Annotated in this window: 18 protein-coding genes; 6 read left to right on the top strand and 12 right to left on the bottom strand. The window is 37.7% G+C overall.

What is annotated here, in order from left to right; genetic code table 11:
• Positions 1-282: 282 nt before the first annotated feature.
• The 3 genes from Q4503_RS10130 to Q4503_RS10120 all read right to left on the bottom strand — a co-directional run bounded on the left by Q4503_RS10130 (position 283) and on the right by Q4503_RS10120 (position 3,109).
• Positions 283-1,221, bottom strand: a complete 939-nt coding sequence (locus Q4503_RS10130; protein ID WP_303602188.1) for a hypothetical protein — start codon at positions 1,219-1,221, stop codon at positions 283-285.
• A 140-nt stretch (positions 1,222-1,361) separates the two neighbouring features.
• The gene (locus Q4503_RS10125; RefSeq protein WP_303602187.1) at positions 1,362-2,300 is read right to left on the bottom strand and encodes a hypothetical protein; all 939 of its coding nucleotides are present in this window, start codon (positions 2,298-2,300) and stop codon (positions 1,362-1,364) included.
• Positions 2,297-3,109: a recombinase RecT gene (locus tag Q4503_RS10120; protein ID WP_303602186.1), complete on the bottom strand. Its 813-nt coding sequence runs from the start codon at positions 3,107-3,109 to the stop codon at positions 2,297-2,299. The genes Q4503_RS10125 and Q4503_RS10120 overlap by 4 nt, the downstream gene beginning before the upstream one ends.
• Before the next feature lie 166 nt (positions 3,110-3,275).
• Between Q4503_RS10120 and Q4503_RS10115 the strand changes: the two genes are divergently transcribed.
• From Q4503_RS10115 to Q4503_RS10105, 3 genes are all read left to right on the top strand, one after another.
• Entirely contained in the window at positions 3,276-4,367 is a 1,092-nt protein-coding gene (locus Q4503_RS10115) for a PD-(D/E)XK nuclease-like domain-containing protein (protein ID WP_303602185.1), read from the top strand.
• Positions 4,368-4,435: 68 nt separating this feature from the next.
• A complete protein-coding gene (locus Q4503_RS10110) occupies positions 4,436-4,897 on the top strand; it encodes a hypothetical protein (protein WP_303602184.1) in 462 nt (153 codons plus the stop codon).
• Between the two features lie 200 nt (positions 4,898-5,097).
• Entirely contained in the window at positions 5,098-5,223 is a 126-nt protein-coding gene (locus tag Q4503_RS10105; RefSeq protein ID WP_368506796.1) for a type I restriction-modification system subunit M N-terminal domain-containing protein, read from the top strand.
• Positions 5,224-5,336: 113 nt separating this feature from the next.
• On the opposite strand, the gene Q4503_RS10100 is transcribed toward Q4503_RS10105, so the two are convergent.
• The 7 genes from Q4503_RS10100 to Q4503_RS10070 all read right to left on the bottom strand — a co-directional run bounded on the left by Q4503_RS10100 (position 5,337) and on the right by Q4503_RS10070 (position 15,585).
• Entirely contained in the window at positions 5,337-6,191 is an 855-nt protein-coding gene (locus Q4503_RS10100) for a M48 family metallopeptidase (RefSeq protein ID WP_303602183.1), read from the bottom strand.
• A 5-nt stretch (positions 6,192-6,196) separates the two neighbouring features.
• A complete protein-coding gene (locus Q4503_RS10095) occupies positions 6,197-9,493 on the bottom strand; it encodes a type I restriction endonuclease subunit R (RefSeq protein WP_303602182.1) in 3,297 nt (1,098 codons plus the stop codon).
• A 3-nt stretch (positions 9,494-9,496) separates the two neighbouring features.
• A complete protein-coding gene (locus tag Q4503_RS10090) occupies positions 9,497-11,026 on the bottom strand; it encodes a nucleotidyltransferase (protein ID WP_303602181.1) in 1,530 nt (509 codons plus the stop codon).
• A gap of 2 nt (positions 11,027-11,028) precedes the next feature.
• Entirely contained in the window at positions 11,029-12,180 is a 1,152-nt protein-coding gene (locus tag Q4503_RS10085; RefSeq protein WP_303602180.1) for an SAVED domain-containing protein, read from the bottom strand.
• An 11-nt stretch (positions 12,181-12,191) separates the two neighbouring features.
• Positions 12,192-13,400 (bottom strand): restriction endonuclease subunit S, encoded by a 1,209-nt coding sequence (locus tag Q4503_RS10080; protein ID WP_303602179.1) that lies wholly within the window; start codon positions 13,398-13,400, stop codon positions 12,192-12,194.
• The gene (locus Q4503_RS10075; RefSeq protein WP_303602178.1) at positions 13,390-14,907 is read right to left on the bottom strand and encodes a type I restriction-modification system subunit M; all 1,518 of its coding nucleotides are present in this window, start codon (positions 14,905-14,907) and stop codon (positions 13,390-13,392) included. The genes Q4503_RS10080 and Q4503_RS10075 overlap by 11 nt, the downstream gene beginning before the upstream one ends.
• 69 nt (positions 14,908-14,976) lie before the next feature.
• Positions 14,977-15,585, bottom strand: coding sequence for a restriction endonuclease subunit S (locus Q4503_RS10070; protein ID WP_303602177.1), 609 nt, complete (start codon positions 15,583-15,585; stop codon positions 14,977-14,979).
• A gap of 172 nt (positions 15,586-15,757) precedes the next feature.
• Here Q4503_RS10070 and Q4503_RS10065 point away from each other — a divergent pair, with 172 nt between their 5' ends.
• From Q4503_RS10065 to Q4503_RS10055, 3 genes are all read left to right on the top strand, one after another.
• Positions 15,758-15,916 (top strand): hypothetical protein, encoded by a 159-nt coding sequence (locus Q4503_RS10065; protein ID WP_303602176.1) that lies wholly within the window; start codon positions 15,758-15,760, stop codon positions 15,914-15,916.
• 270 nt (positions 15,917-16,186) lie between these two features.
• Positions 16,187-16,510, top strand: coding sequence for a hypothetical protein (locus Q4503_RS10060; protein WP_303602175.1), 324 nt, complete (start codon positions 16,187-16,189; stop codon positions 16,508-16,510).
• Positions 16,511-16,555: 45 nt separating this feature from the next.
• The gene (locus Q4503_RS10055) at positions 16,556-17,092 is read left to right on the top strand and encodes a hypothetical protein (RefSeq protein ID WP_303602174.1); all 537 of its coding nucleotides are present in this window, start codon (positions 16,556-16,558) and stop codon (positions 17,090-17,092) included.
• A gap of 95 nt (positions 17,093-17,187) precedes the next feature.
• On the opposite strand, the gene mobH is transcribed toward Q4503_RS10055, so the two are convergent.
• Together mobH and mobI are read right to left on the bottom strand one after the other, a co-directional pair.
• The gene (mobH, locus tag Q4503_RS10050; RefSeq protein ID WP_303602173.1) at positions 17,188-19,629 is read right to left on the bottom strand and encodes a MobH family relaxase; all 2,442 of its coding nucleotides are present in this window, start codon (positions 19,627-19,629) and stop codon (positions 17,188-17,190) included.
• 51 nt (positions 19,630-19,680) lie between these two features.
• On the bottom strand, positions 19,681-20,217 hold the full coding sequence (mobI, locus tag Q4503_RS10045) for a conjugative transfer protein MobI(A/C) (protein ID WP_303602172.1): 537 nt from the start codon (positions 20,215-20,217) through the stop codon (positions 19,681-19,683).
• Positions 20,218-20,773: the final 556 nt, after the last annotated feature.

The raw sequence follows: 20,773 nt of genomic DNA, 5'->3' as shown, positions 1-20,773 counted from the left end.
GCTATTTAGCTTGCCTAATTTTTTGACAAAAACATATTTCTAGATGAGAAGTAAAAATTACTTTTTTAATTGTCACTGAAAGATATTGAATTTCCGGTAGTTTTACTTATTATTTAAACAATACATGGCGTCATTTGGGGTAATTGTTTATAAAAAAAGTACAAGGAAACGAAATTAGCTTTATGCAACAACTAATTTGATTTCCACTTTTTCATTTATAAACAGTTATAGGTTGTCATCTCTTGGGACGAACTCGAACTTAGAAATAAATAACCACACAAACTAAAATATAAAAGCTGGCTCTGTGGTGTTCACAGGACCAATAACCTGCAATGACTTAAGCATCATTCTGTCGCCCAATTCAGGGTAGCGTATTGTGAGTGACTTTTTACTCCCTTCTTGTCGTAGGATTGCTATGCCCTTGTTTGTTTTAACACATTCATATTTACTGGGTTCACGCTCACCAATAATAACGGTACTGGTTGAGTTATCGCCTGTTCTGTACAAACTACAAAGTGAGTTTTTACGCTTAGCCATAAGCGCTTTTACAAAGCCATTTCTTGAAGTGTAGCCCCATTGTTCAGGGGGAAGGTGTTCTGCTTTTATAAGCCCGCAGACCTTATTTTTCTGTGTATTTCCTATATACATTGATAATGTTTCATAGCGCTTTTCAAACGGCATTTTTCTTAAATCGGTGTCATGTATATAACTCCCGTCAGTGACATACAGATTTTGACCATCATAAACCGCCTCAAGCACACAACTTCTAAAGCCATCTTGTTGTGATAATACCTCTAAAAAAAGACGGGCATTACCGTTAACCTTTTCATCACTTACAAGAATGTGAAACGTATCTTCGAGATCGTTAATAGATAATTTACCTTGATCATCCACCATTACCATCACCTGAACACCCGCAGGAACTTTCTGAAATAAAAATTCGTTTGCTTTTGGGTGGTTAACCCCATAAAACTTTATGTTGTGTACAAAGGTTGGGCTGTGAAAATTCCAACCTAGTCTTGCAATAGTGCATAGCGGTGCTTCAAACTGATCGGTCACATCAAAGCCATCTTGCTCAAGCTCTGTCACCATTATATTAATTTGTTCATGCGCAAGGTGTTTATGTGTTGACACAAAAAGTGATGGTTTATGCTCAACTGAATTGACTTCAAGGCGGCAGTTGTAAGTAACCCTTGATACTGTATAAGAGTTATCAGTCAACTCATGCAACATAATTCGTTGAAGACGAAGTTTAGATGTACGCCTCTCAAGTTCAATGTATAAAACCACGTTAGGACTAAGATAACATTGAATTTTTTCTCGTGCATAATTAATGTATTTATCATTTTTTTTGATCATAGCTAAAACTCCCCAAATTCATCATAAACAAAACCTGCATCATTAGAGGTGAGTTTTTTTTGTGGCACGTTATCAACCTTTTCTGGTGCTAGTTTTTTCGGCAAGTCTGTTGACGATACCAAGCTTAATGTTGGAGTATTAGTTTCAGTGTTTTGACGCGCAGTTATCGCATTAAATCGGTTTGATTTTTTAGCGATAACACGCCCATAGCTACTGTAAATCGTATCAGTGTCTTCTTCTGCATTGTTATAGTAGGTTTTGTCCCAAGATTTTGCGGCAAGAAGCTTATCGATTTTATCTTCATTAAGTACATCGTAAATAAGTAACGACGGGTCATCGTCAAGCATTCTTAAAAACAGTGCAGAGAAAATCATGTCGTGCCATTCGTCTTTATTGAGTGGGTTTGCATTGTTATATTTTTTCTCAAATATAGACTCACCCACAGCCTGTAATTCAGTTTGGTTGAACCCCAAAGAAAACGGTTGTTCGCTATCAATAACAATGCCATTGATAAAGTAATAAACGGGATCGTTTACATCTTGATTTGCCTCATGCTTAATATGTTTTAACTGCCCATAACGCTCAAACAAATCACCTTTATTTACAATACTCATATCATCAATACGTATTTTCTTGGTTGATGTTAGTAATTGTTTATAGAATCCGGGTTTGATTTCAAAGACCACTGTAAATTTTTGTAACCCTTTATTAATTGAGGGTAGCAACATACAGTATCTAAAGAGATGGTGTGGGGTAAGAGACAACTTAGAAAGGGCATCGCTTACCGTTAAAATAATTTCATTTTCACAAACATCGTTAAGCGTGATCATCTCATTGTTATACAAGGATGTACGACCATATTGGCCACTCACCCATCGGTTGATTTCTTTGTTGTGTTGAGCGCCTAGTAACTTATTAAGTGTAAGGATTAAATTTCTCATGCGGTTGCCGCCTGATTACTATTGTTTAATGCTGCTGCAAACTTGTCACTAAAATCAGGAGTAACTGAATTATCTTCTTTGTTTTCATCATGCTGTTCTAGCAAGTTATCTGTATCAATAAATATGTGCTGAAATTCACGAAACGCGCAACGCCATAAAGCAATCCGCAAACAGCGCTCTCGCCAAGGCCCACTATACAAACTACTTTCGACACCACCTATATCCATTCGCATTTGAATATCAGATGCTTCGATACTTAAAAGCTCTTCGCTAGACATGCGATAGGAGTGAATAGTTCCATCTTTCATATGTAGACAAACATAACCACCCGCGACATTCTCACCAGGATCACGAGTGGAGCTAGCAAAAGCGGGTTCTTTATTGGCGCCATACCAAGTAAATGAATCCCTTTCATAAATAACATCATTACTAATCCCTCTTACTAAACCTGAACGCATAGCTACTTGCTTCATACCAAGGTAGCCTAAAACGACTTTAGGGACTAACGTACCCCCAAGGCTGATTTCTGTTGATAAATAAAAGTGCTTTTGTTGTGGATCGAATGATAATCCAGATTCACTGATAGCAAGCAACAATCGTTTTATACTAGGACTAGACAATGATGATAATGCAGGAGCGGTTTCAGTAAGTTCGCTACGTGTTATGGTTCCAAATGCCCAAGCAAATTCTTGATCTATTTTTGCTAAATGAACACCACTGGCTAAATAGTTTTTAGTAAATAATGCTTTTAACTCAGTGTCATTATAAAGATCAATTAGACGTTTGGTGTTCGCACTTAAATGATTCATGTTGTTGCCCTCAATTGATTTATTTTTCTTAATTGAGGGCAATGTTACGCTTTGTTGTTATTCCCGCTACAAACCTGAGAAGCTCATAACTAAAGGCTACCCGTTTTGTTGCGAGAATAATTCTTCGTGTTTCAATGGTGCTATTAATACTCGTGAGGTGATAGCAATGGCATACGAATTAATAGTCGAAAAAGATGATGAATATGAAAACTCTGTAGGCTTATCTAACTGGCGCGAACGCGCTAAACCTGCTTATGAAAATGGTCAGCCAACCTATCTTGATAGCCAAGGTGAACTTATTGAAGGTATTTATCTTGATATGACTAACGATGTTTACCATGCACTTCCCGCACTAAGTTCGTCTAAGTTGAAAAAGTTCATTGACTCTCCAGCACATTATTATCGTGAGTATCTATCAGATATTACGCGCAAACGAACAACCGCTATGCAAAATACGTTTGATGCGGGTACTCATTCACACACATTGGTGTTAGAGCCTCAAGGATATTATCAGCGTTATTTTAGGGATGTTATGCCCATTGATTACCCAGACGCTTTACACACTGCTGCACAAATTGAAGCACAGTTATTGTCATTAGGCTTAAAGAAAAGTGGTACTAAGGCTGAAAAAACAGCAAGATTGATTGAAGCTGATCCTACGGCTGTAGTATTTGAAGACATCCAACAACGCGAATACGACAAACAAGGTATTAAGGGCACTGAAACCGTTGAAGGCGTTGAAGTGACTACCTATGGCGGTAAAATCCCTGTTGATGGACAGGTATGGGACGACGCCCACCGTGCGGCGAAAACCACAAGAGAGCATAATGAAGCTAACGCCTATCTAAGTAATGGTTTACCAGAAGTAGCCATGATCCATCGTTGCCACAACACCGGTTTGATGTTGAAGGTAAAGTTTGACTGGTTGCGTTTTGACGATGAAGCTGTAGATTTAAAAACCACATTATCGACGCGCCCTGAGAAGTTTTTACGTCAGTTAAATGATTTGCATTATGACGTTCAGCAAGAGTTTTACAAATATGTAGCGCTATTGTCAGGTATTGAAATCAAAGAATTTACTTTTGTGACTACCGAATATTTTCATGCCGATATTTGTCAGCCTTACAACTTGTCTTTATCTAAAATAATCCACGCTATAGATAAGGTTCAGCAAGGACTAAAAAACATGGCTGATTGCATAGAGACAAATGTTTGGTACGGTTGGTCTAAGGATGATTGCACTATGACATTGGTGTGAGGTTTGTAGCGAGATAATTAATTATTAGTATCATAGCTACTCAATTAAATAAAAATCGAGTAAAAAATATGGGTATTCTTATTAGCGTTATTGTTATTATTATCTTTGTAATTATAGGGAACTTAATATCGGCTAGTTCACCAAAAGAACCGCTTATTTATAGAGATGAATTTGGCATTAAAAAACCTAAGTTTAGAGGCAAAAACGCTAAAATTGGTAGCTTTAGTGACTGGATTGATGATGACTTTATAACTAATCACGACAACTACAGTAATATGAATGACGAATTCCCTATTATTTATCATCATGATGTTAATGATCCTTTATCACCAGAATACGCATTAACAGAGATGTTAAATAATATGTCGTCAGACGATGATACAGCGTATATGTTTGCAGACATCAATGATGGTTTCGTAGATGATTTTGGTGCAAGTAGCGTTCAGGATGATATTTTTACAGACAACAGTTCGTTTTTAGATGACTCGTTCTCAGACGATTTTTCTTCACATGACGATTCTTGGACATAAAATCATGCAGTAAAGTGACAGCCTGACAGCCAAATAAGCAGGCCAAGCACAACCCAATAAAATAATTTTAAGGCTACAACGCATTGACCATAACCCACACTTCCCATACCCTTTGTGTATCGCTATAACTTAAGATAATAGCGACATATAGATATTTCGTGCTACTCAATAATCAGCTTTAATAAGTAGCGTAATTAGGAATAAAAATAACAATAAACAAACGGCAGCTGGCCGCCAAAATTTGGGAATCGGTTAAGCAAATGCGCTCAAAAATTGAAGCTAACGAAGACAAAGATTACATTTTAGGTTTTATTTTCTACAAATAGCTAAGCGATCAATTAGTGTAATTTATTACCAAAGTAGATATGTAAACTTGTTGTAAAATTTAAGTTTTAAAAACTCAATAAGCTTTAATAGTCCAACCAAATCTCTAAAATTTTTATTCATTCAAATACATCTCCGCCATATCATCCAATTTAGCTTTAACTTCTTTCCAAGTAGGCATAACTTGGGTTAGTAATCGCCAAAATTTTTCGCTGTGATTGTGTTCTGCAATATGGCATAGCTCATGTAATATCACGTAATCAATACACTCTTTAGGGGCTTTAATTAGGTGGGGATTTAGCATTAAGTTGCCTTTAGTTGAGCAGCTTCCCCATTGTTTTTTCATTGCCATGATTCTAAATGAGGGGATGTCAGTTACCCAGTTTGCTTTAGGTAGCATTTTAGCCAAGCGCTCGTTAAAGATGATGTTTGCACGATGTTGATACCATTTATCTAAAAGTGCTTTAACCTTTTTAGTCTGAAGATTTTTATTTGGCGTTGTATCCGCTTGTCTAAGGTTAACATTCAGTTTGCCACGGTGTAATTTTACATTTAGTGGCAGTTCTGCATCTACTGTCACTTTTAAAACATAGCGTCTGCCTAAGTAAAACTGGGTTTCACCGCTAACATAGCGCTTGGGTAAAACGTAATCTTTTTGCTTTGCAAATTCTTCTATATTTTGCCAAATCCATCTGGCACGTTTAAGCATAGCCTCTTGAATCGAATCATCGGTAGCATCATGTGGCACTGTTGCAACCACACGTTGATCGGGATGCACCTTTATCACAACCTTACGAGCAACAGCTTTACTAGAGCTAACCTTGCTGTTTTGTGATTTACGGATGACATCATAATGAATCATGTCATTACCGTAATAAAAAGCACCACGCTCAGCCGTTTTAGCGTGGCTTTTTTTGGTAATAATGTCAGCAGCAATTGAAGAACTAGCCCCTGTTAATGAATTCGCCATCAACATTAACCTCTTGATAAACCAAGGCGGGTAATTTTAAGCACTGCCTCAATGAGTTTTTCAGCATTATCAATACCAATATCGCCAAATAGCATTGGCAATAACTTCATACTGATGGCATTTTCAATTTCGGCAGGGTTGATAGAGTATTCAGCTACTGCATTGTTAACCACTTCATCAATATTAAAGGCAAGCTCTACTAATTTCTCATTATCTAATGATTGTTCAGCTAAATAGTCTGCGCCAAACACATGCTTAAACAAACCAAAATAGGCTTGAGCATGTTTATTTAACTTGCCTGAATCATCAGTAAAGTCGTTTGGTATATCGGCAATCTTGCGATCTTTTACTTCTTGTTCAAAGTCAGCAAACAAGATGTATTGCTTAACTGGCGCATCAAACATTTCTTTGGTTTTTTCAATTGCTTTCTTTAACAGATTAGAAAAATACTCTTGTGCATAAGGATCATCAGCAAGATCTTCTTCAATCATCTTAGTGATACGACCCGTGATTTTGTCTGTTTGATTTCGAGCTTCATCATCACTCATATCTTGCGGTTTAACATTTTTACCCAGATTACCAACCAAGTAGGCACCATCAGGTTCTTTTACCTCAATACCCGCAATATGTTTATCTAATAAGCTACGAATATCTTCAGCGTATTCATCGTAATTGACGGTTTCATTGGCATCTTCACGCACTTGTTTGCGCAAATTTACAAAGGCTTTTAAGTCACGTTTATACAAGTCACGTTTGCTATCGAAAGACTTATCTTCAAAGTAGCTAGCAGATTGTAAAGCGACCTTGATGCAGTTAGAAAAAACGGTAAGGGCAGAGTAAAAATCATCACGATTTTTAAGATTAGTATCAACCAGTTTGCCATCTACATCTTGTACTTTAGGGGCTAATGCTTGCCTTAATGCAGGGCCATCTTGCTTATTTTTAACAGTAGCAAAAATATCCCATAGCTCACTATGTAAGCCTGGTAACTTTTTATATTCCGTATCCATGCGGTTATATAAACCTTTAAGATCGTCTATATCAAAGCCACCTTGGGTGCGTTCAGCCAAGTCTTGGTATTTTTCAATGGTGGTATCAAGTTCTTTCAAAATGCCACGGTAATCAATTAAGTAACCAAACTGCTTTTTACTATGTAAACGGTTTACGCGAGCAATAGCTTGTATCAGATTGTGCTCTTTAAGCGGCTTGTCGATATAAAGCACCGTGTTTTTAGGCTCGTCAAAGCCCGTTAGTAGCTTATCGACCACTATCATAATATCTGGGCCATCGTCACGGCTAAAGTCTTCTATAATGGCTTTTGTGTAAGCTTTTTCATCGCCCCCATAGGTTTGCGCTACGTTACCTTTCCACCAGTTTTGAACGATGTCTTTGCTGTCTTGATCAACAACATCATGGCCTTCACGAGTATCAGGCGGTGACATTGCAACAACCGATGTAACCGTACCGATTTTATCTAAAGCTTCTTTGTAGCGAATAGCAGACGCTTTCGAATCACATGCTAATTGTCCTTTTAAACCTTGATGTTTGAAGTTTTGGAAATGATCGGCAATGTCATATGCAATAAGCATGATGCGATCTGCACTTTGGTAAATTTGACCTTTTTGTGAAAACTTTTTCTTTAAATCAGTTCGTTGCTTCTCGCTTAATCTACTGGTGCTACGTTCAAACCAAGCATCAATGGCTTTGTCATTCACATTTAACTCAGGTATACGCTCTTCGTATAACAATGGCGTTACTGTTTTATCTTCAACGGCTTGTTGCATGGTGTATGAGTGAATAATTTTACCGAACTTGTTTTCGGTCTTATCATCTTTTAATAGTGGCGTACCTGTGAATGCGATAAAGGCCGCTTTGGGCAGTGTTTGCTGCATTCGAATATTGTTTTCACCGTTTTGACTACGATGACCTTCATCCACTAATACGATAATATTAGGACTATCGTTAAAACATTCTTTTTGCTTAATGGCAGAGCCAAACTTATTAATGATTGAAAAGATAACGCGTTCATTACCTTTACCAATTTGCTCGGCTAAACGTTTGCCAGATGTTGCCATAGCGTCTTTTTTATCTCTGTCAGTCAATACACCACCAGAAGCGAAAGTACGGCTAAGCTGATCTTCTAAATCAACTCTATCAGTTACGATGATCACACGAACTTGTGATAATTCTTCTAACCAAACAAGGGCTTTGGATAAAAACACCATAGTAAACGACTTACCACTGCCCGTTGTATGCCAAATAACACCGCCTTCACGAGCACCTGCTGCATCAAAGGTATTAATGCGTTCAACTAAAGCTTTAATGCCAAATACTTGCTGATAACGAGCGACAATCTTGCCTGCTTTTTTATCAAACAAAGTAAACAAGCGGGTCATCTCAAGTAAACGCTCAGGGCGTAATAAACTGATGATCAGTCTATCTTGGTCGGTAACGGTTAAATCACCTGCGGCAATTAACGATAAGTAGTCATCTTTAGCGTAAGCAGGTCGATGATTGAATAAACTGTTAAGCTGTTTATCATTAAGGCTGCGATTTTTTAGGCGAACAAACTCAGCTTCAGGTATTAATTCTTCTTTCCATTTTGCCCAGAATTTTTCAGGGGTGCCGCATGTAGCATATAAACCTTCGTGCCCATTAACCGCTAAAAGCAATTGGCTATAAGCAAACAAGTGAGGGATTTCTTGCTGACCTTGATTGCGTATTTGTTGAGAAATCGCCTCGGCATTGGTCGATTTACCCTCTTTATTCGAATCAGGACGTTTTGCTTCAATCACCACTAAAGGTAAGCCGTTCAAAAAACAGACTATATCTGGAATACGGTTGCCTGTTCCTTCAGCATTTTGTACAACCAACTCTTCAGTAAAGTGGAACTGGTTGTTTTCGATAGTGTGCCAGTCTATAAGTTGAATAGTCGGGGAGGCTTTTTTACCATCAACAAACTCTGTAACACTCACACCATACATCATAGCGTTATAGAGCTTTTCATTAGCGGCTTTAAGCCCTAAATTCATTGCAGGGTTTAACTCATGCATCACTTTATCAATCGCAGCATCAGTGAGCTTGTGTTGCTTACCTGCAAAGGGAAAGGTTTGTTTAGCTAAAAACTCACGCATGATTGGCATTAACACCACTTGATGGGTGCTTTTTTTATCTGCCGCAAATGGATTACCACGTAAGGCTTCACATTCACTAGGCGGAATGAACTGGTAACCCAAATTAGTCAGCAGGGTTAGTGCTGGAATTTTTGAACTAAATTCTTCTTTAAAGTTGACTACAGACATATCTTAAAACCTATCCCTTATACTAACTATAAACTCGCCACTTCTTGCTACACAATTTCCATTTTTAATTACATAACACTCCACCCAGTGGTCGCCAGTATATGAAGTTGATTCTGTTCGATATATATCTGAAGAATTTCTATTTGTGTGCTCTGAAATTTCCCCTCTGAGTTGCCCAGCATTTGCTGCCTCTTGTCCTGTATTCACAACTTGCCAATAAATATCAAAAGGCTTTGGTATATTTGTATTAACTTTAAATTTAAGATCTTTACCTTTTAAAAGAGGCTGTCCTGATTCAAATTTTTTCCAAAACACATTCGTTTTATAGCTAGCTTTTATTTCCACATTGTAGTCTTGATTTAAAGATACAGGCCAACCCCCATGCTCTTTATGTTGAACATTAAAATGCAAAGCAGGTAGGTTAGATGGACGGTATACATCGACTAGAGACTTCGTGAAGCGATCATTTTCAACGAACGTATCAATATTAATGAAATCTTCTTTTAACCAAGAAACCCATTGGAAAAATGCTTTTGCCCTTGCATGGTCATCTTCATGCCATCGATCAGCAAAATTTTCTCCCGGATTAGCTGGATTTTGAATAAGCCAGGTCCCGTCACTCTTGCGTGTAATTAGATTATAAGTAGAACGAGAAAAATAATCATTGAATACAAAGTCATTATTAAGCTGTGCAGCTTGTTGCTCTAATAATGATATTAAGTTACTCAAGGTGCTATAAATCGTATTTTCATTTCTATAACAACTAGCGGCTAATACTGTAATAACCATTGAAATAGGCTTACATAACTCTATATCTGACTGAGAAAACCTAATATCACGGTGTCTTTTCAATATTTGAATTGCTCTTTGTAGCGGAGTTTTCACATGGATGTTAGGCACTTCATCGATAGAGTTAAATAACTGACGTTGATTATTAAATATTTGCTGTTTCTGTGATAGTTTTGCAAGTTGAAACGCTTCACCGTTACGCTGATAAAACCACTCAGCAAACCCTTTAGGGTTACTTGTTGTCCAAGTATAACTTTCATCTTGATTTTTATTGGTAGCTGCAATTGAGTGTATTTGGCCAACTCCACTTTGTTCATTTACAGCAGGAAGCACATCCATATGGAAACCAATGTTATCCTCTTCGGCATAGTTTAGAGTCCAACAGCGCTTACCTTCGTCATCAAGCATTCTAGAGTATGTGCCATTTGATTTTATTCTGTCACCAACTTGGTTCTTAATGGTACTCGCTTGGCTAAACTGTTTCATATGACCCAAACAGCAAACTAAATCAATATCGTAGTCTGAATCCTTACTATCTTTAAATGGTCTTATTTCAGTGCCCAGTTTAAAAGATCCTTGAAGGTAAACATCAGGAGGAGACATTGCACCATCATATTCACCTTCTAACAAAAATGACTTCATTGAGTTAAAGCGCTCTATTGCTTGTTTGTATTTGGAAGGACTGATATCTAATTTTGACGCAGCTTCCTGAAGCGCGTCCTCACGACTAACTATATTTACCATTACTAACCTCCATGTATTGTTATAGTTTCGTTAAACGTTTTAGTTTGATAGTTTTGGTCGAATATACGCCATGACATCGATGCTTTTGGCATTCGAATTCTTCCCAATTCAACAGCACAAGAAACGGGTATTGCTGGGAATATATTTAATTCAGTATCTAAACCATAATGCGCGGATATGCTCTCGATGACTTTTCTCATGGCTTGCCTAAATAAAGCCAATTGTTCAGGCGATCTCATAAAGTCATTGTGTTGAAATTCTCGTGGCGTTTTGATTTCCCAAATATCCACATCGTCCCCTAAAACTTCATGAACCCTGCTACTTTCGATATGTGCGCTTAAAGATAAAACAAGAACAGGCATGCGTTGTTTTGATTGCGGTTCAACTACAATAAAATCAAAGTTGTCAGGCATAACTTGCCAACTCCACGTTTTTGGCTCGCGAATGGGTTGATATGTATCAACGGAAATTTTATCTGTGAATAAACAGCCCAACTTAATTAATAAAGGCATCGGTGCTAATGAGAACAGTGAAAAATGTATATTTTCCCCCGCACTTATTAAAGGTGTAATCTGCTGTGTAAAAACAGTTTCTAATTGTTTTGATTCAGCAGCCCAATATTCTGCGTCTCTATCGGTTAAACTGCTCGACATAGATAATGTCAAAGGCGCTGAGCTAACAGGGTATTTGGTTGGAAACATTGCCGTTACAGCTTGATCGTATTGTAAAGGAGATTTTTGTTCACCAATGTTTGCGCCATAAAAAACAACATATGATTTATTTGAAAGTGAAATACCTGCCACTGTCCAAACGCGGTGCTCGTGTTCTTTTTTCCATTTTTGCAATAAATCAGCAGAGTATTTCTTTCCTGTTGTATCTTGATCAATTGTTTTATGGCAATCGTGGCACATTAACATCAGATTGCCGACTTCGTTTAGCTCAGCTTTATTAGTTACGAATGGTCCCCATCCCCTAGGGCCAGCTTTCGAAAAAGAGTAAATATGTGCCGCTTCTGCAATGTTAACCGCCTCCAGTGTTATAGGAGATTGGTAAAGTGGACGGTTACAGCCATTAAACTGACAGCGTCCTGCTGACTTACCCCACAATGCAGTTTTCACTTTTTCTTTGATATATCTAGTAACTTCACTTGCCACGATGCTTTTCCTTAAACTTTTACTCTTCGCTTACCAGTTAATAATTGCTGCATTAACGCTTTTTTCTCTTGATTCAAATCAGCAAGCTGTTTCTCGAATAGCTCAATTTCTTGATTTAAAATAGATAAAATTTTAGATATTTTCTTCTGCTCTTGTAATGTAGGAAGAAGAACCTTCATACTATAAATGTTTTTTTGATTTACTGATGGTTGAGCGCCAACAGCGACAAAATCCCATAGCACTTTTTGAAAGTGTTCCCCTTTCATAATTTCATGAAAGTAATAAATATCTACTTTAGGGTTAACTTGTCGAAGAATTACAGTATTTGGATTAATGGTCGCGTCACCTATAGCTGGATCATAAATAGCACTTTTCCCTATAGTATTTCCTGTTTTCACAAGAATAATATCACCGTTTTCAAGCTTTATTTCTGGTGATTCATCAAATTTTTCTGTCGATAGATATACAGGTTTTTTTAATGTAATCCTATGGTGCTTAGATACCTGAGTACCACCAATAGCTAATGGGCCTGAAGATCTTAAATCTTCTTTAGAGTACCCTTTCCAGCCAACTCTACCTCTAAGCTCAAAAAGATCTCTAATTTTGTATTCATCTAATTCACCTTCAAACTGCTTACCTGATTCATCAAATAAACGTTTTTTCCCCGTGAGTAGTTGTTGCATTAGGGCTTTTTTCTGCTGTTTGCTGTTGTCGATTAGGCGGTCGGTGGTGTTAATAGCTTCATCCCAAGTAGATAGGATTTTGGCGACTTTTTGTTGTTCTGAGATTGGCGGAAGTGGAACTACCATCTCAGAAACTACACCCCAGTCCGCCCTCGGCATTTTAGAACCTGCTGATTTATTTGCTTCTGAAATAAATTTATCTGTTTGTACGAATTGAAAAAGATACGGATTTGTAACCTTGTTTGTTGGATCAAAAACCCAAATTTCAGAAGAGCATACTCCCTCAAAGGTGGGGCTAGCATATTTACGCAAGTACGGGCGTAATTTTCCAAAAATAATATCTCCAGCTTGAAATTTGTTTTTAATACTTGCGAGGCTAGACGCAGGAGCACTACCTAAAATTTGTCCCGTACCTTGAGCTATATGCTCTAACTCAATACAAGGAAAACACCTATCTGACTTCATTGGGTTATATTTCGTTTTTGAAAGCTTAACTATTTCACCAAAAGCTTTTTTTTCCCATCCATTAGGCATCATAACCCAACTCCTTTAAGTAGCCTTCCATTTCTGCTTCAAGTGTATTGAGTTCTTTCTTAAGTGTTACACGCTCAGTACGCACTGCAACTAAATCAATCTCAGCTTCTTCTTCAAAAGTATCAACATAACGAGGAATGTTAAGGTTAAAGTCGTTTTCTTTAATCTCATCAAATGTTGCTAGATAAGCGTATTTATCAACACTCTCGCGGGCTTTGTAGGTATCGATTATTTTTTGAATATTCTCTGGTGTTAATTGGTTTTGATTTTTGCCTGATTTAAACTCACGGCTAGCATCAATAAATAAAACATTATTGTCTGTTTTCTGCTTTTTAAAGAGCAGAATCGCGGCTGGAATACCTGTACCAAAGAATAGCTTTTCTGGTAGGCCAATCACGGTATCAAGTAGGTTTTCTTCAATCAGTTGTTGGCGAATTTTACCTTCCGAAGATGCTCTGAATAACACACCATGTGGCACAACTACGCCCATGCGACCCGTTTCTGGCTTTAAGGTTTCAATCATGTGGCTGATAAACGCATAATCACCTTTGGTTTTAGGTGGTACGCCTCGTCTAAAGCGGCCATACGGATCACTGCTAGCATCTTCATGACCCCATTTGTCCAGAGAAAATGGTGGGTTGGCTGTGACGATGTCAAAGTGCAGTAAGCCTGTTCCTTCTTTATCTAATAACTGAGGATTGCGAATAGTGTCGCCCCATTCTATGCGGTGGTTGTCTTCACCGTGCAGGAACATGTTCATTTTGGCTAGTGCCCAGGTTGCACCAATCGCTTCTTGGCCGAATAAGGCATATTTTTTAGAGCCTGAGTTTTTACGCACCATTGCCCCACATTTCAATAATAATGAGCCACTACCAACACAGGGATCACATATTTGATCGCCTTCAACTGGCTCTAAAATGGTTGCAAGTAAATCTGAAACTTCTGGCGGAGTATAGTATTCGCCTGCGGTGGCTCCACTGCCTGCGGCAAAGTGTTTAATGAGGAATTCGTAGGCATTACCGATAACATCTAAACTACCCACACGATCTGAACTTAAGTTAAGAATGTCTTTACCAAAGTCTTCTAATAAGTGGCGTAGTAAATCGTTTTTTTGCTTTTCTTGACCTAATTTGTCGGTATTAAAGCTGATGTCTTGGAATACATTTTTAAGCTTAGTACCGTTGGCTTCTTCTAATGCGTGTAGCGCTTGGTCAATACGTTGCCCGTTACCTGCTTGGTGACGTTGTTCGTATAAATCCCAAAAGCTAGCGCCTTCTGGTAATACAAAACGTTGCTTAGACATCATGGCTGTTATTAATTGTGGATTATCGCCATGTTGTTCAACTAGCTTTTTGTAATCGTCTTTATACACATCTGAGATGTATTTTAAGAACAACATGGTCAATACGAAGTCTTTGTAGGTATCTGCGTTAATAACGCCTCTAAAGGTGTCGCAAGCAGCCCATACTGCTTTGTTGATATCGTCCTGATTGATTTGGCTTGTTGGCATTCGTTTTATTCCTTGTTTATCTGTTAATTCGTTTGCTTAGTCGATTGTTTTTATCAACTTTCTGGTTCATTACGCTGTTAACGCTTTGTGCGCAATCGCATCAAGTTGTTGTTGTCTGTTTTCAATGAGTTGCTGTAATACTTTTTGTTCTTTTACTGCGCAGCGGTGCATAGCCGTTATTTGTCGCTGTTTGTCTATCGGCAGTATTGTAATAGGCACATATTCTAAAATTTGCCTACGAACACTCAAATAAAGCGAGCCTTCTGCCGTTGTTTGAAAATAGCGCTGTGCAGGTAATTGGTTTAACTGCCAACATATAAATTCTGGCGTTACTAACTCTTTATATGCTGGTTTTATTCGTACTAAAAAGAAATGTGGTGAGCACACCGTTTGCTTTGGTAAATCTTCTACCAATGCGGAATAATGTTTGGCTCCTTTTGCCACAAAGAGTATATCTCCCGTCTTTAACCAGTCGGGCTGTTTTTTACTTATTAGCGTGGTTGTGATCACTTCATCCTGAATTATCTCACCAGTGGCTTTTGTGTTTCGCACCTGCACAACATGCACATCACCATTTACATCTGGCTCTATACTGCCCCGAAAAGGGTGGCCTGAACGGATATCTGCAATATCACCAAGCCTAGTGTCATGATTAGCGTCATAAATACTGGTGTTCATTAGATTTTATAACCTTGTTCGGCTTTTTTATTGGCCTATGGGCAAACTCATTTAGCGCATAAGTGCTTTTGAAGGCACTTATGATCCTGATTTAATTTAATGTTAATTATATTGCCGTAGATATAAGTAAAGAACAATGACTTTATGCAGTATTAAAATGGAGCGCACTTGTTTGAGCGATAATTCACCAAAAGTTGTAAAGCAAACCGTTAATTTAGGCAATTTGCCTTATTTTTCTGATGTTGATGACAGTGGAAAGCGAATGGTGATGTTTCATCAAGACAGTATTGTTGATCGATTTCCAATAAATACAATCAGAAAAATCTACTGATGCGAGTTTATCGCCATATGATCAATATGAGTTACAGTTACTTTATTCAAGTAATTCGCCAAGTAAGCTTGTATATGGGGCATTAATATTAAATGTTGAGTCAGCGTAAAAAACTAAATGGCTTGACTGATGTCGATTACTCAAGTTAGATATTACTCGTTTGATATGCTAGCTACCAAAAGTGCATTTTTTGATAGTATAATTAAGTCAATAAAAATAGTGCTGTGGCGAAATAACTCCTTTATTAATCAAAGGTTTAATGGTGTTTAAATGAAAAAATCAATATACCTTTCCGTTGTAATCTTATGTTTGTCTGGTTGCGCTTCTACACCACAATTTAAAAATCTTTCAGTGGGTGGAAAGCTATTATTAGACACAAACATCCAAATGAGTAGCGAATTGAAAAACATCATATTGCGAAATAAGGAATATGATGCTAAGAAAGCTTCAGAGCCTGTTTCGAATGAAATTCAGCATCAACAAAATAGTAATTTTGATATGACAGAGCTAGCTTTCGGTTCTGGTCTTGTTTCTTCTATTGCTGTTTTATCTGAAACGGGTTCATGGGTTAGTCCTGGCAACTATACCGATTGAACATCACTGGGCTTCTTCGCACTCAACTCTTTATTATCAACCTATATGCGACACCATCCACTGACTTACACCTATTTTTTTAACCAAGATACAAGCTGTAATGATGTAGATTGTCATGAACTTGCTATAGTGAATTTTTTTAAAGATGTTTCAGATCTTTATATCAACAGTGAATTTAATAAAGGCTATGGTAAAGAAGGATATCCAATAAAGGATGTTGAAGTTGAGACAGCTTCTTTTTTACAAGATAGGACCTCACTTTCTTATAATTATGATGTATCACATGGAACTGTTATGGTAATGGCTGTTGCACAGCTTGAAGCATTGAACGATGAACTTGGAATATGGGGTAATGAAAAACCAAGAAAAAGGCCAGATCATGTTGGTTTTTATCATCTAAATTATGTTGATTTATCTAATATGCTTATTGAAGCTTCGAAAAAGAATCCTACTATTTTGATTTATCGTGGTATAGATCGCCAAAGAACTAAAAACAAAAAGCCCTGTTATGGCGGCTTTTTTATTCAAAACGGAAAACCTATTGTCGTAGATGAATTACGATGTGTTAAGTTTGTAGATTGATAAACTTAAAAATACAGCACAGATGCACCCATTGTTGTTTGTTAAAACCACAACTAAACAAGGCAAATAAATACATCTATGTCTGATTTGTTTTTCTATCTCAGCCTGAGGTTGATATTTTTCAACTCTAAATAAGGAATTAAATATAGCCTCTCGCATCCGAAGATCGGTACAAATCCAGCAGCAGTTAACGCGCTATGCACTGTCTTTGCTTGTGTTTTGTATTGCCCCGTGCTTCGTATTGCCGCAGAAAAAAGGCTAATATCAATAACCAATCCCGCATCTGTTTGAATTAGACAATCTGCACCTAGTTTTAAATTAATAATAAAACTAATTGCATAGCCTAATGTGCGTTGACTTGTTATCGTTCCTACTACCAAGTCTAATCCACAGTCCAGCTCTTGCTTTTTAGCATCTTCCCAAACTACTCCATCTTGATTGCCAAGTTCGTGAGCTATATCAACACTTACATCCTGTTTTTTACTTTTACCGGATGCCTCTTGAGCGATCTGCATAGGAACTTCAATTTTGATATCTTCAGGTTTATCTTTTTTAACCACAGACGGTGACACTGATATATGCAAACAAGGCTCATTATTGTAAATAGTAACTATTTTTAAAGGTGCGGCTTGGTTAGGAATAACAACACCATCCTGCCTAGCTTTTGTAGCCAGCGCTTCAGTTGTCATACCTAGTAATGCCGCAGTGTTGTTTAGGTGAACTAACTCTATACCCTTTGATGGATTTTTAACAAATATAGCTTCCTGCCAAAACTCAATAACTTCATCTGATAATGAACTATGTGCAATTGACTGTTGGCTTACTTGTTTTGCTGTAAGATAGTGGTCTTGTACTTTTTTATTCGCAGGATCATTCTTGAATTTTAACTCTTTGTGCTTAGGTGTATTGCTCTTTTGCTCGCTATCTGTACCCTCAGTTATAATTTTTTTCATCGGTTTTACTTTATGAGTTATTTCAACTGACGATGTAATTGAGGTTGCATCCGTTGAAGATACTTCAGATTCTTCAGTGTCATTCTCGATGACCACAGGTTGCTTTTGTTGTACTTTATTGATATTTGGCTCTGTCAAATTTGCAATATCAGGCGACTCATTCACATCCATTGCTATAGGAGCTTCGAATTCCTGAGTTGAGCCATCTGTTCTCACCAAGATCATTGTCTGGTCGTCAGGCAATAGCATGATGCCTGGCGCACTATCTGGCACCGGGTCTGAACCGAAAACCACACCGCGCCACATCACCTTAATAATCGATTCCCAACGTACGGACTTCTCACCTGAACGAATATCTTCAATGTCGCTTGCTGTAAATACACCGCCTACATACTTCACCAGCCAATTTTTTTCGTCATAGCGCTCAAGCATATTACTGTCGGCCATAACATCAAATAGCGAATAACCCTTGCTAGCGACATGGTAGCCATTGTTCTCAGCCTCTTTTTGAATCACATCGAAAGCACTTGTGTATCGAAGATAAACGTCGCTTCCAATAATCCACGCATGACCATTAGTTTTATTGATTGACCATTTTGGTCGACTCCATTGTATCGCCCTGAAAATCATCGCCGATTGAGATAGCTTCCCCTGACCCATTTTCAAATGCTGGAATATCTTTAGGTTTTCACTTGTACTTTTATTGTCACCGACGCGAATTGCTTTTTTTAAGTAATCACACTTGCTGTCAGTGCCGTTCAATACCTTACTTAATTCATGGTGAACGTTGATGGGTGACGTTAATAATCTGTCCAACGCAGCACCATTACCCAATATTGGCGCTATCAAAGATGATGTCACCGTATTATGTTGGTTGTGTATTCTATTCCCCTTAAACGACACTGAATAAGTAGCAATGTCATACCGCTTTGCCCAAGAAATTAATGACTCCTTCTCAGGGTGCCAGTGTGGAATTACACTCGATACTTTTATATTTCTGTTAGTTTCCTTGTCATACGTTGACACCGCAAACACATTCATGTCTGCAACTAACTTACCGATATCGTGCATCAGACCACCCACCCAAGCGGCATAATGATATGCTGGCTCAAGTTGTTTATCCACATCCAACATACCTGATGTAGCAGGTCTACTATCTTGTGCTGAACGCAATGCCCACGAACTCGTTTCGAGGCTGTGTATTAGCATACCGCCGGGCACACTATGATGATGTGACTCTGAGGCAGGGAGAAGATGTACATATTCTATGAATCGTCTAATAACCATCTCAAACAATTCTTTTCTTAACTGCTTGCCGTCCTCTGTTTTTCTGTGGTCGCCAACACCGCAAATACGTTCGATTTCATTGATATAACCCCTGTGTTGCTCTAGCACTGAATCAGTATCATAAACAGGAATACCCTTTACTTGGTTTGGGTGAAAGTAATCACTACCATCTTGTATTTTGCACCCGTGGATATCAACAAAAGCATCGTCTTTAGTCGGTTGTGATTTATCTCTTACTTTTCCATATATTAAGAATGACAACACATCCTTAATAATTGATATAATTGACTTTATCATATTTTATTCCTTGTGTTTTTTTGTTTAATCAATTTTTGATGTTTGTATAAATTATTCGCCATAAGTATTTACTCTTTTTTCAGTTAATCGACTTACACGACGGTATCTAGCCGCTATTGAAACCAGTATTCTTTGGTAGTTTTTTAAAGCTAGACGTATTGGTTCGAGCTTAGTTTCTGCTTCAAATATTAATTTCGCATCCCACCCCACTGAATGCTTTAGGAGCGAATTTGGGGAGTAGGTGTACTCATAATCTCCACGACTGAATGCTACCCTCCGCCCCGCACCACGGTGATTTCGTTGATAGCCCTCAGTGCCAAAAGTCCGCCAAATCAACCTATTGATTTTTCTACCTGTGCTAGCTCCTGCTTCTATAACAGGAGCAATAACTGCAACTTTACGTTTTGGATCTGTCCCAGTTCTTTTGTTATTCATGATTATTCGATTCGATGAATCAAATTTAACCCAATAACTATCGATAACTGATCTAGCCATAGCTACAGCTTCTTTTTCTGCATTTACGATAGCCTCGAAAACGGCTATATCACCATCACTCCAATTCGTCGTGTCGTATTCAATGTTATTCATATATTTCCTCTTTTGTTTACATTGATTAATTTCACAACTAGAGTATTCATTTTTAGACACTTGTGATTTATTAGAGGAGCCTATTTTGGCTCTCTATGCTTTTTGATAAGAAAAATAAAAAATAAGTTTGGCCACGACATGATGTTTTAGTCGCTACCATGGGCTTTCGAAAAAGGCTTGTTTTTATATTTATGTGTTACTACTTAACTTTCTCGCGCAATTTTTTGTGGGAGCATAAATATGGCAGACTTTTGGCCATATAATCGGTTGTTTTAAATACAAAACCGACCACGGAATTGTTTTATTTTTAAGCATATATGGCCACGATTAGCCAAGGGTTGGATGTTTTTAATACAAAATTGACCATGGGTTTTCAAATTGAATTCAAATTGAATTCAAATTTGAAGAAAGAAGGGAAAAAGGAAAAAAGTGAGGTAGCGTTTATTTTTTATGTGGTTCAGTAGAAATTGATTTTTTTATGTGGCTTAGCAATGAAGTTATCATTTTTACGATGATATACATTAAACACTTTTTTATACTTTACTTGATATGAAGT

The organism is Colwellia sp. 6_MG-2023, from assembly GCF_030547765.1.
GTDB lineage: Bacteria > Pseudomonadota > Gammaproteobacteria > Enterobacterales > Alteromonadaceae > Colwellia.
The sequence above is the reverse complement of the archived record's forward strand: the minus strand, read 5'-3'. Positions and strand labels throughout refer to the sequence as shown.

What these genes read in the sequence shown, in the direction of transcription:
- Q4503_RS10060 (WP_303602175.1), top strand. Translation starts at nt 16,187, where the DNA reads ATGAAAAAATCAATATACCTTTCCGTTGTAATCTTATGTTTGTCTGGT.
- Q4503_RS10075 (WP_303602178.1), bottom strand. Translation starts at nt 14,907, where the DNA reads ATGCCAACAAGCCAAATCAATCAGGACGATATCAACAAAGCAGTATGG.
- Q4503_RS10125 (WP_303602187.1), bottom strand. Translation starts at nt 2,300, where the DNA reads ATGAGAAATTTAATCCTTACACTTAATAAGTTACTAGGCGCTCAACAC.
- Q4503_RS10055 (WP_303602174.1), top strand. Translation starts at nt 16,556, where the DNA reads ATGCGACACCATCCACTGACTTACACCTATTTTTTTAACCAAGATACA.
- Q4503_RS10095 (WP_303602182.1), bottom strand. Translation starts at nt 9,493, where the DNA reads ATGTCTGTAGTCAACTTTAAAGAAGAATTTAGTTCAAAAATTCCAGCA.
- Q4503_RS10090 (WP_303602181.1), bottom strand. Translation starts at nt 11,026, where the DNA reads ATGGTAAATATAGTTAGTCGTGAGGACGCGCTTCAGGAAGCTGCGTCA.
- Q4503_RS10070 (WP_303602177.1), bottom strand. Translation starts at nt 15,585, where the DNA reads ATGAACACCAGTATTTATGACGCTAATCATGACACTAGGCTTGGTGAT.
- Q4503_RS10100 (WP_303602183.1), bottom strand. Translation starts at nt 6,191, where the DNA reads ATGGCGAATTCATTAACAGGGGCTAGTTCTTCAATTGCTGCTGACATT.
- Q4503_RS10115 (WP_303602185.1), top strand. Translation starts at nt 3,276, where the DNA reads ATGGCATACGAATTAATAGTCGAAAAAGATGATGAATATGAAAACTCT.
- Q4503_RS10120 (WP_303602186.1), bottom strand. Translation starts at nt 3,109, where the DNA reads ATGAATCATTTAAGTGCGAACACCAAACGTCTAATTGATCTTTATAAT.
- Q4503_RS10110 (WP_303602184.1), top strand. Translation starts at nt 4,436, where the DNA reads ATGGGTATTCTTATTAGCGTTATTGTTATTATTATCTTTGTAATTATA.
- mobI (WP_303602172.1), bottom strand. Translation starts at nt 20,217, where the DNA reads ATGAATAACATTGAATACGACACGACGAATTGGAGTGATGGTGATATA.
- Q4503_RS10080 (WP_303602179.1), bottom strand. Translation starts at nt 13,400, where the DNA reads ATGATGCCTAATGGATGGGAAAAAAAAGCTTTTGGTGAAATAGTTAAG.
- mobH (WP_303602173.1), bottom strand. Translation starts at nt 19,629, where the DNA reads ATGATAAAGTCAATTATATCAATTATTAAGGATGTGTTGTCATTCTTA.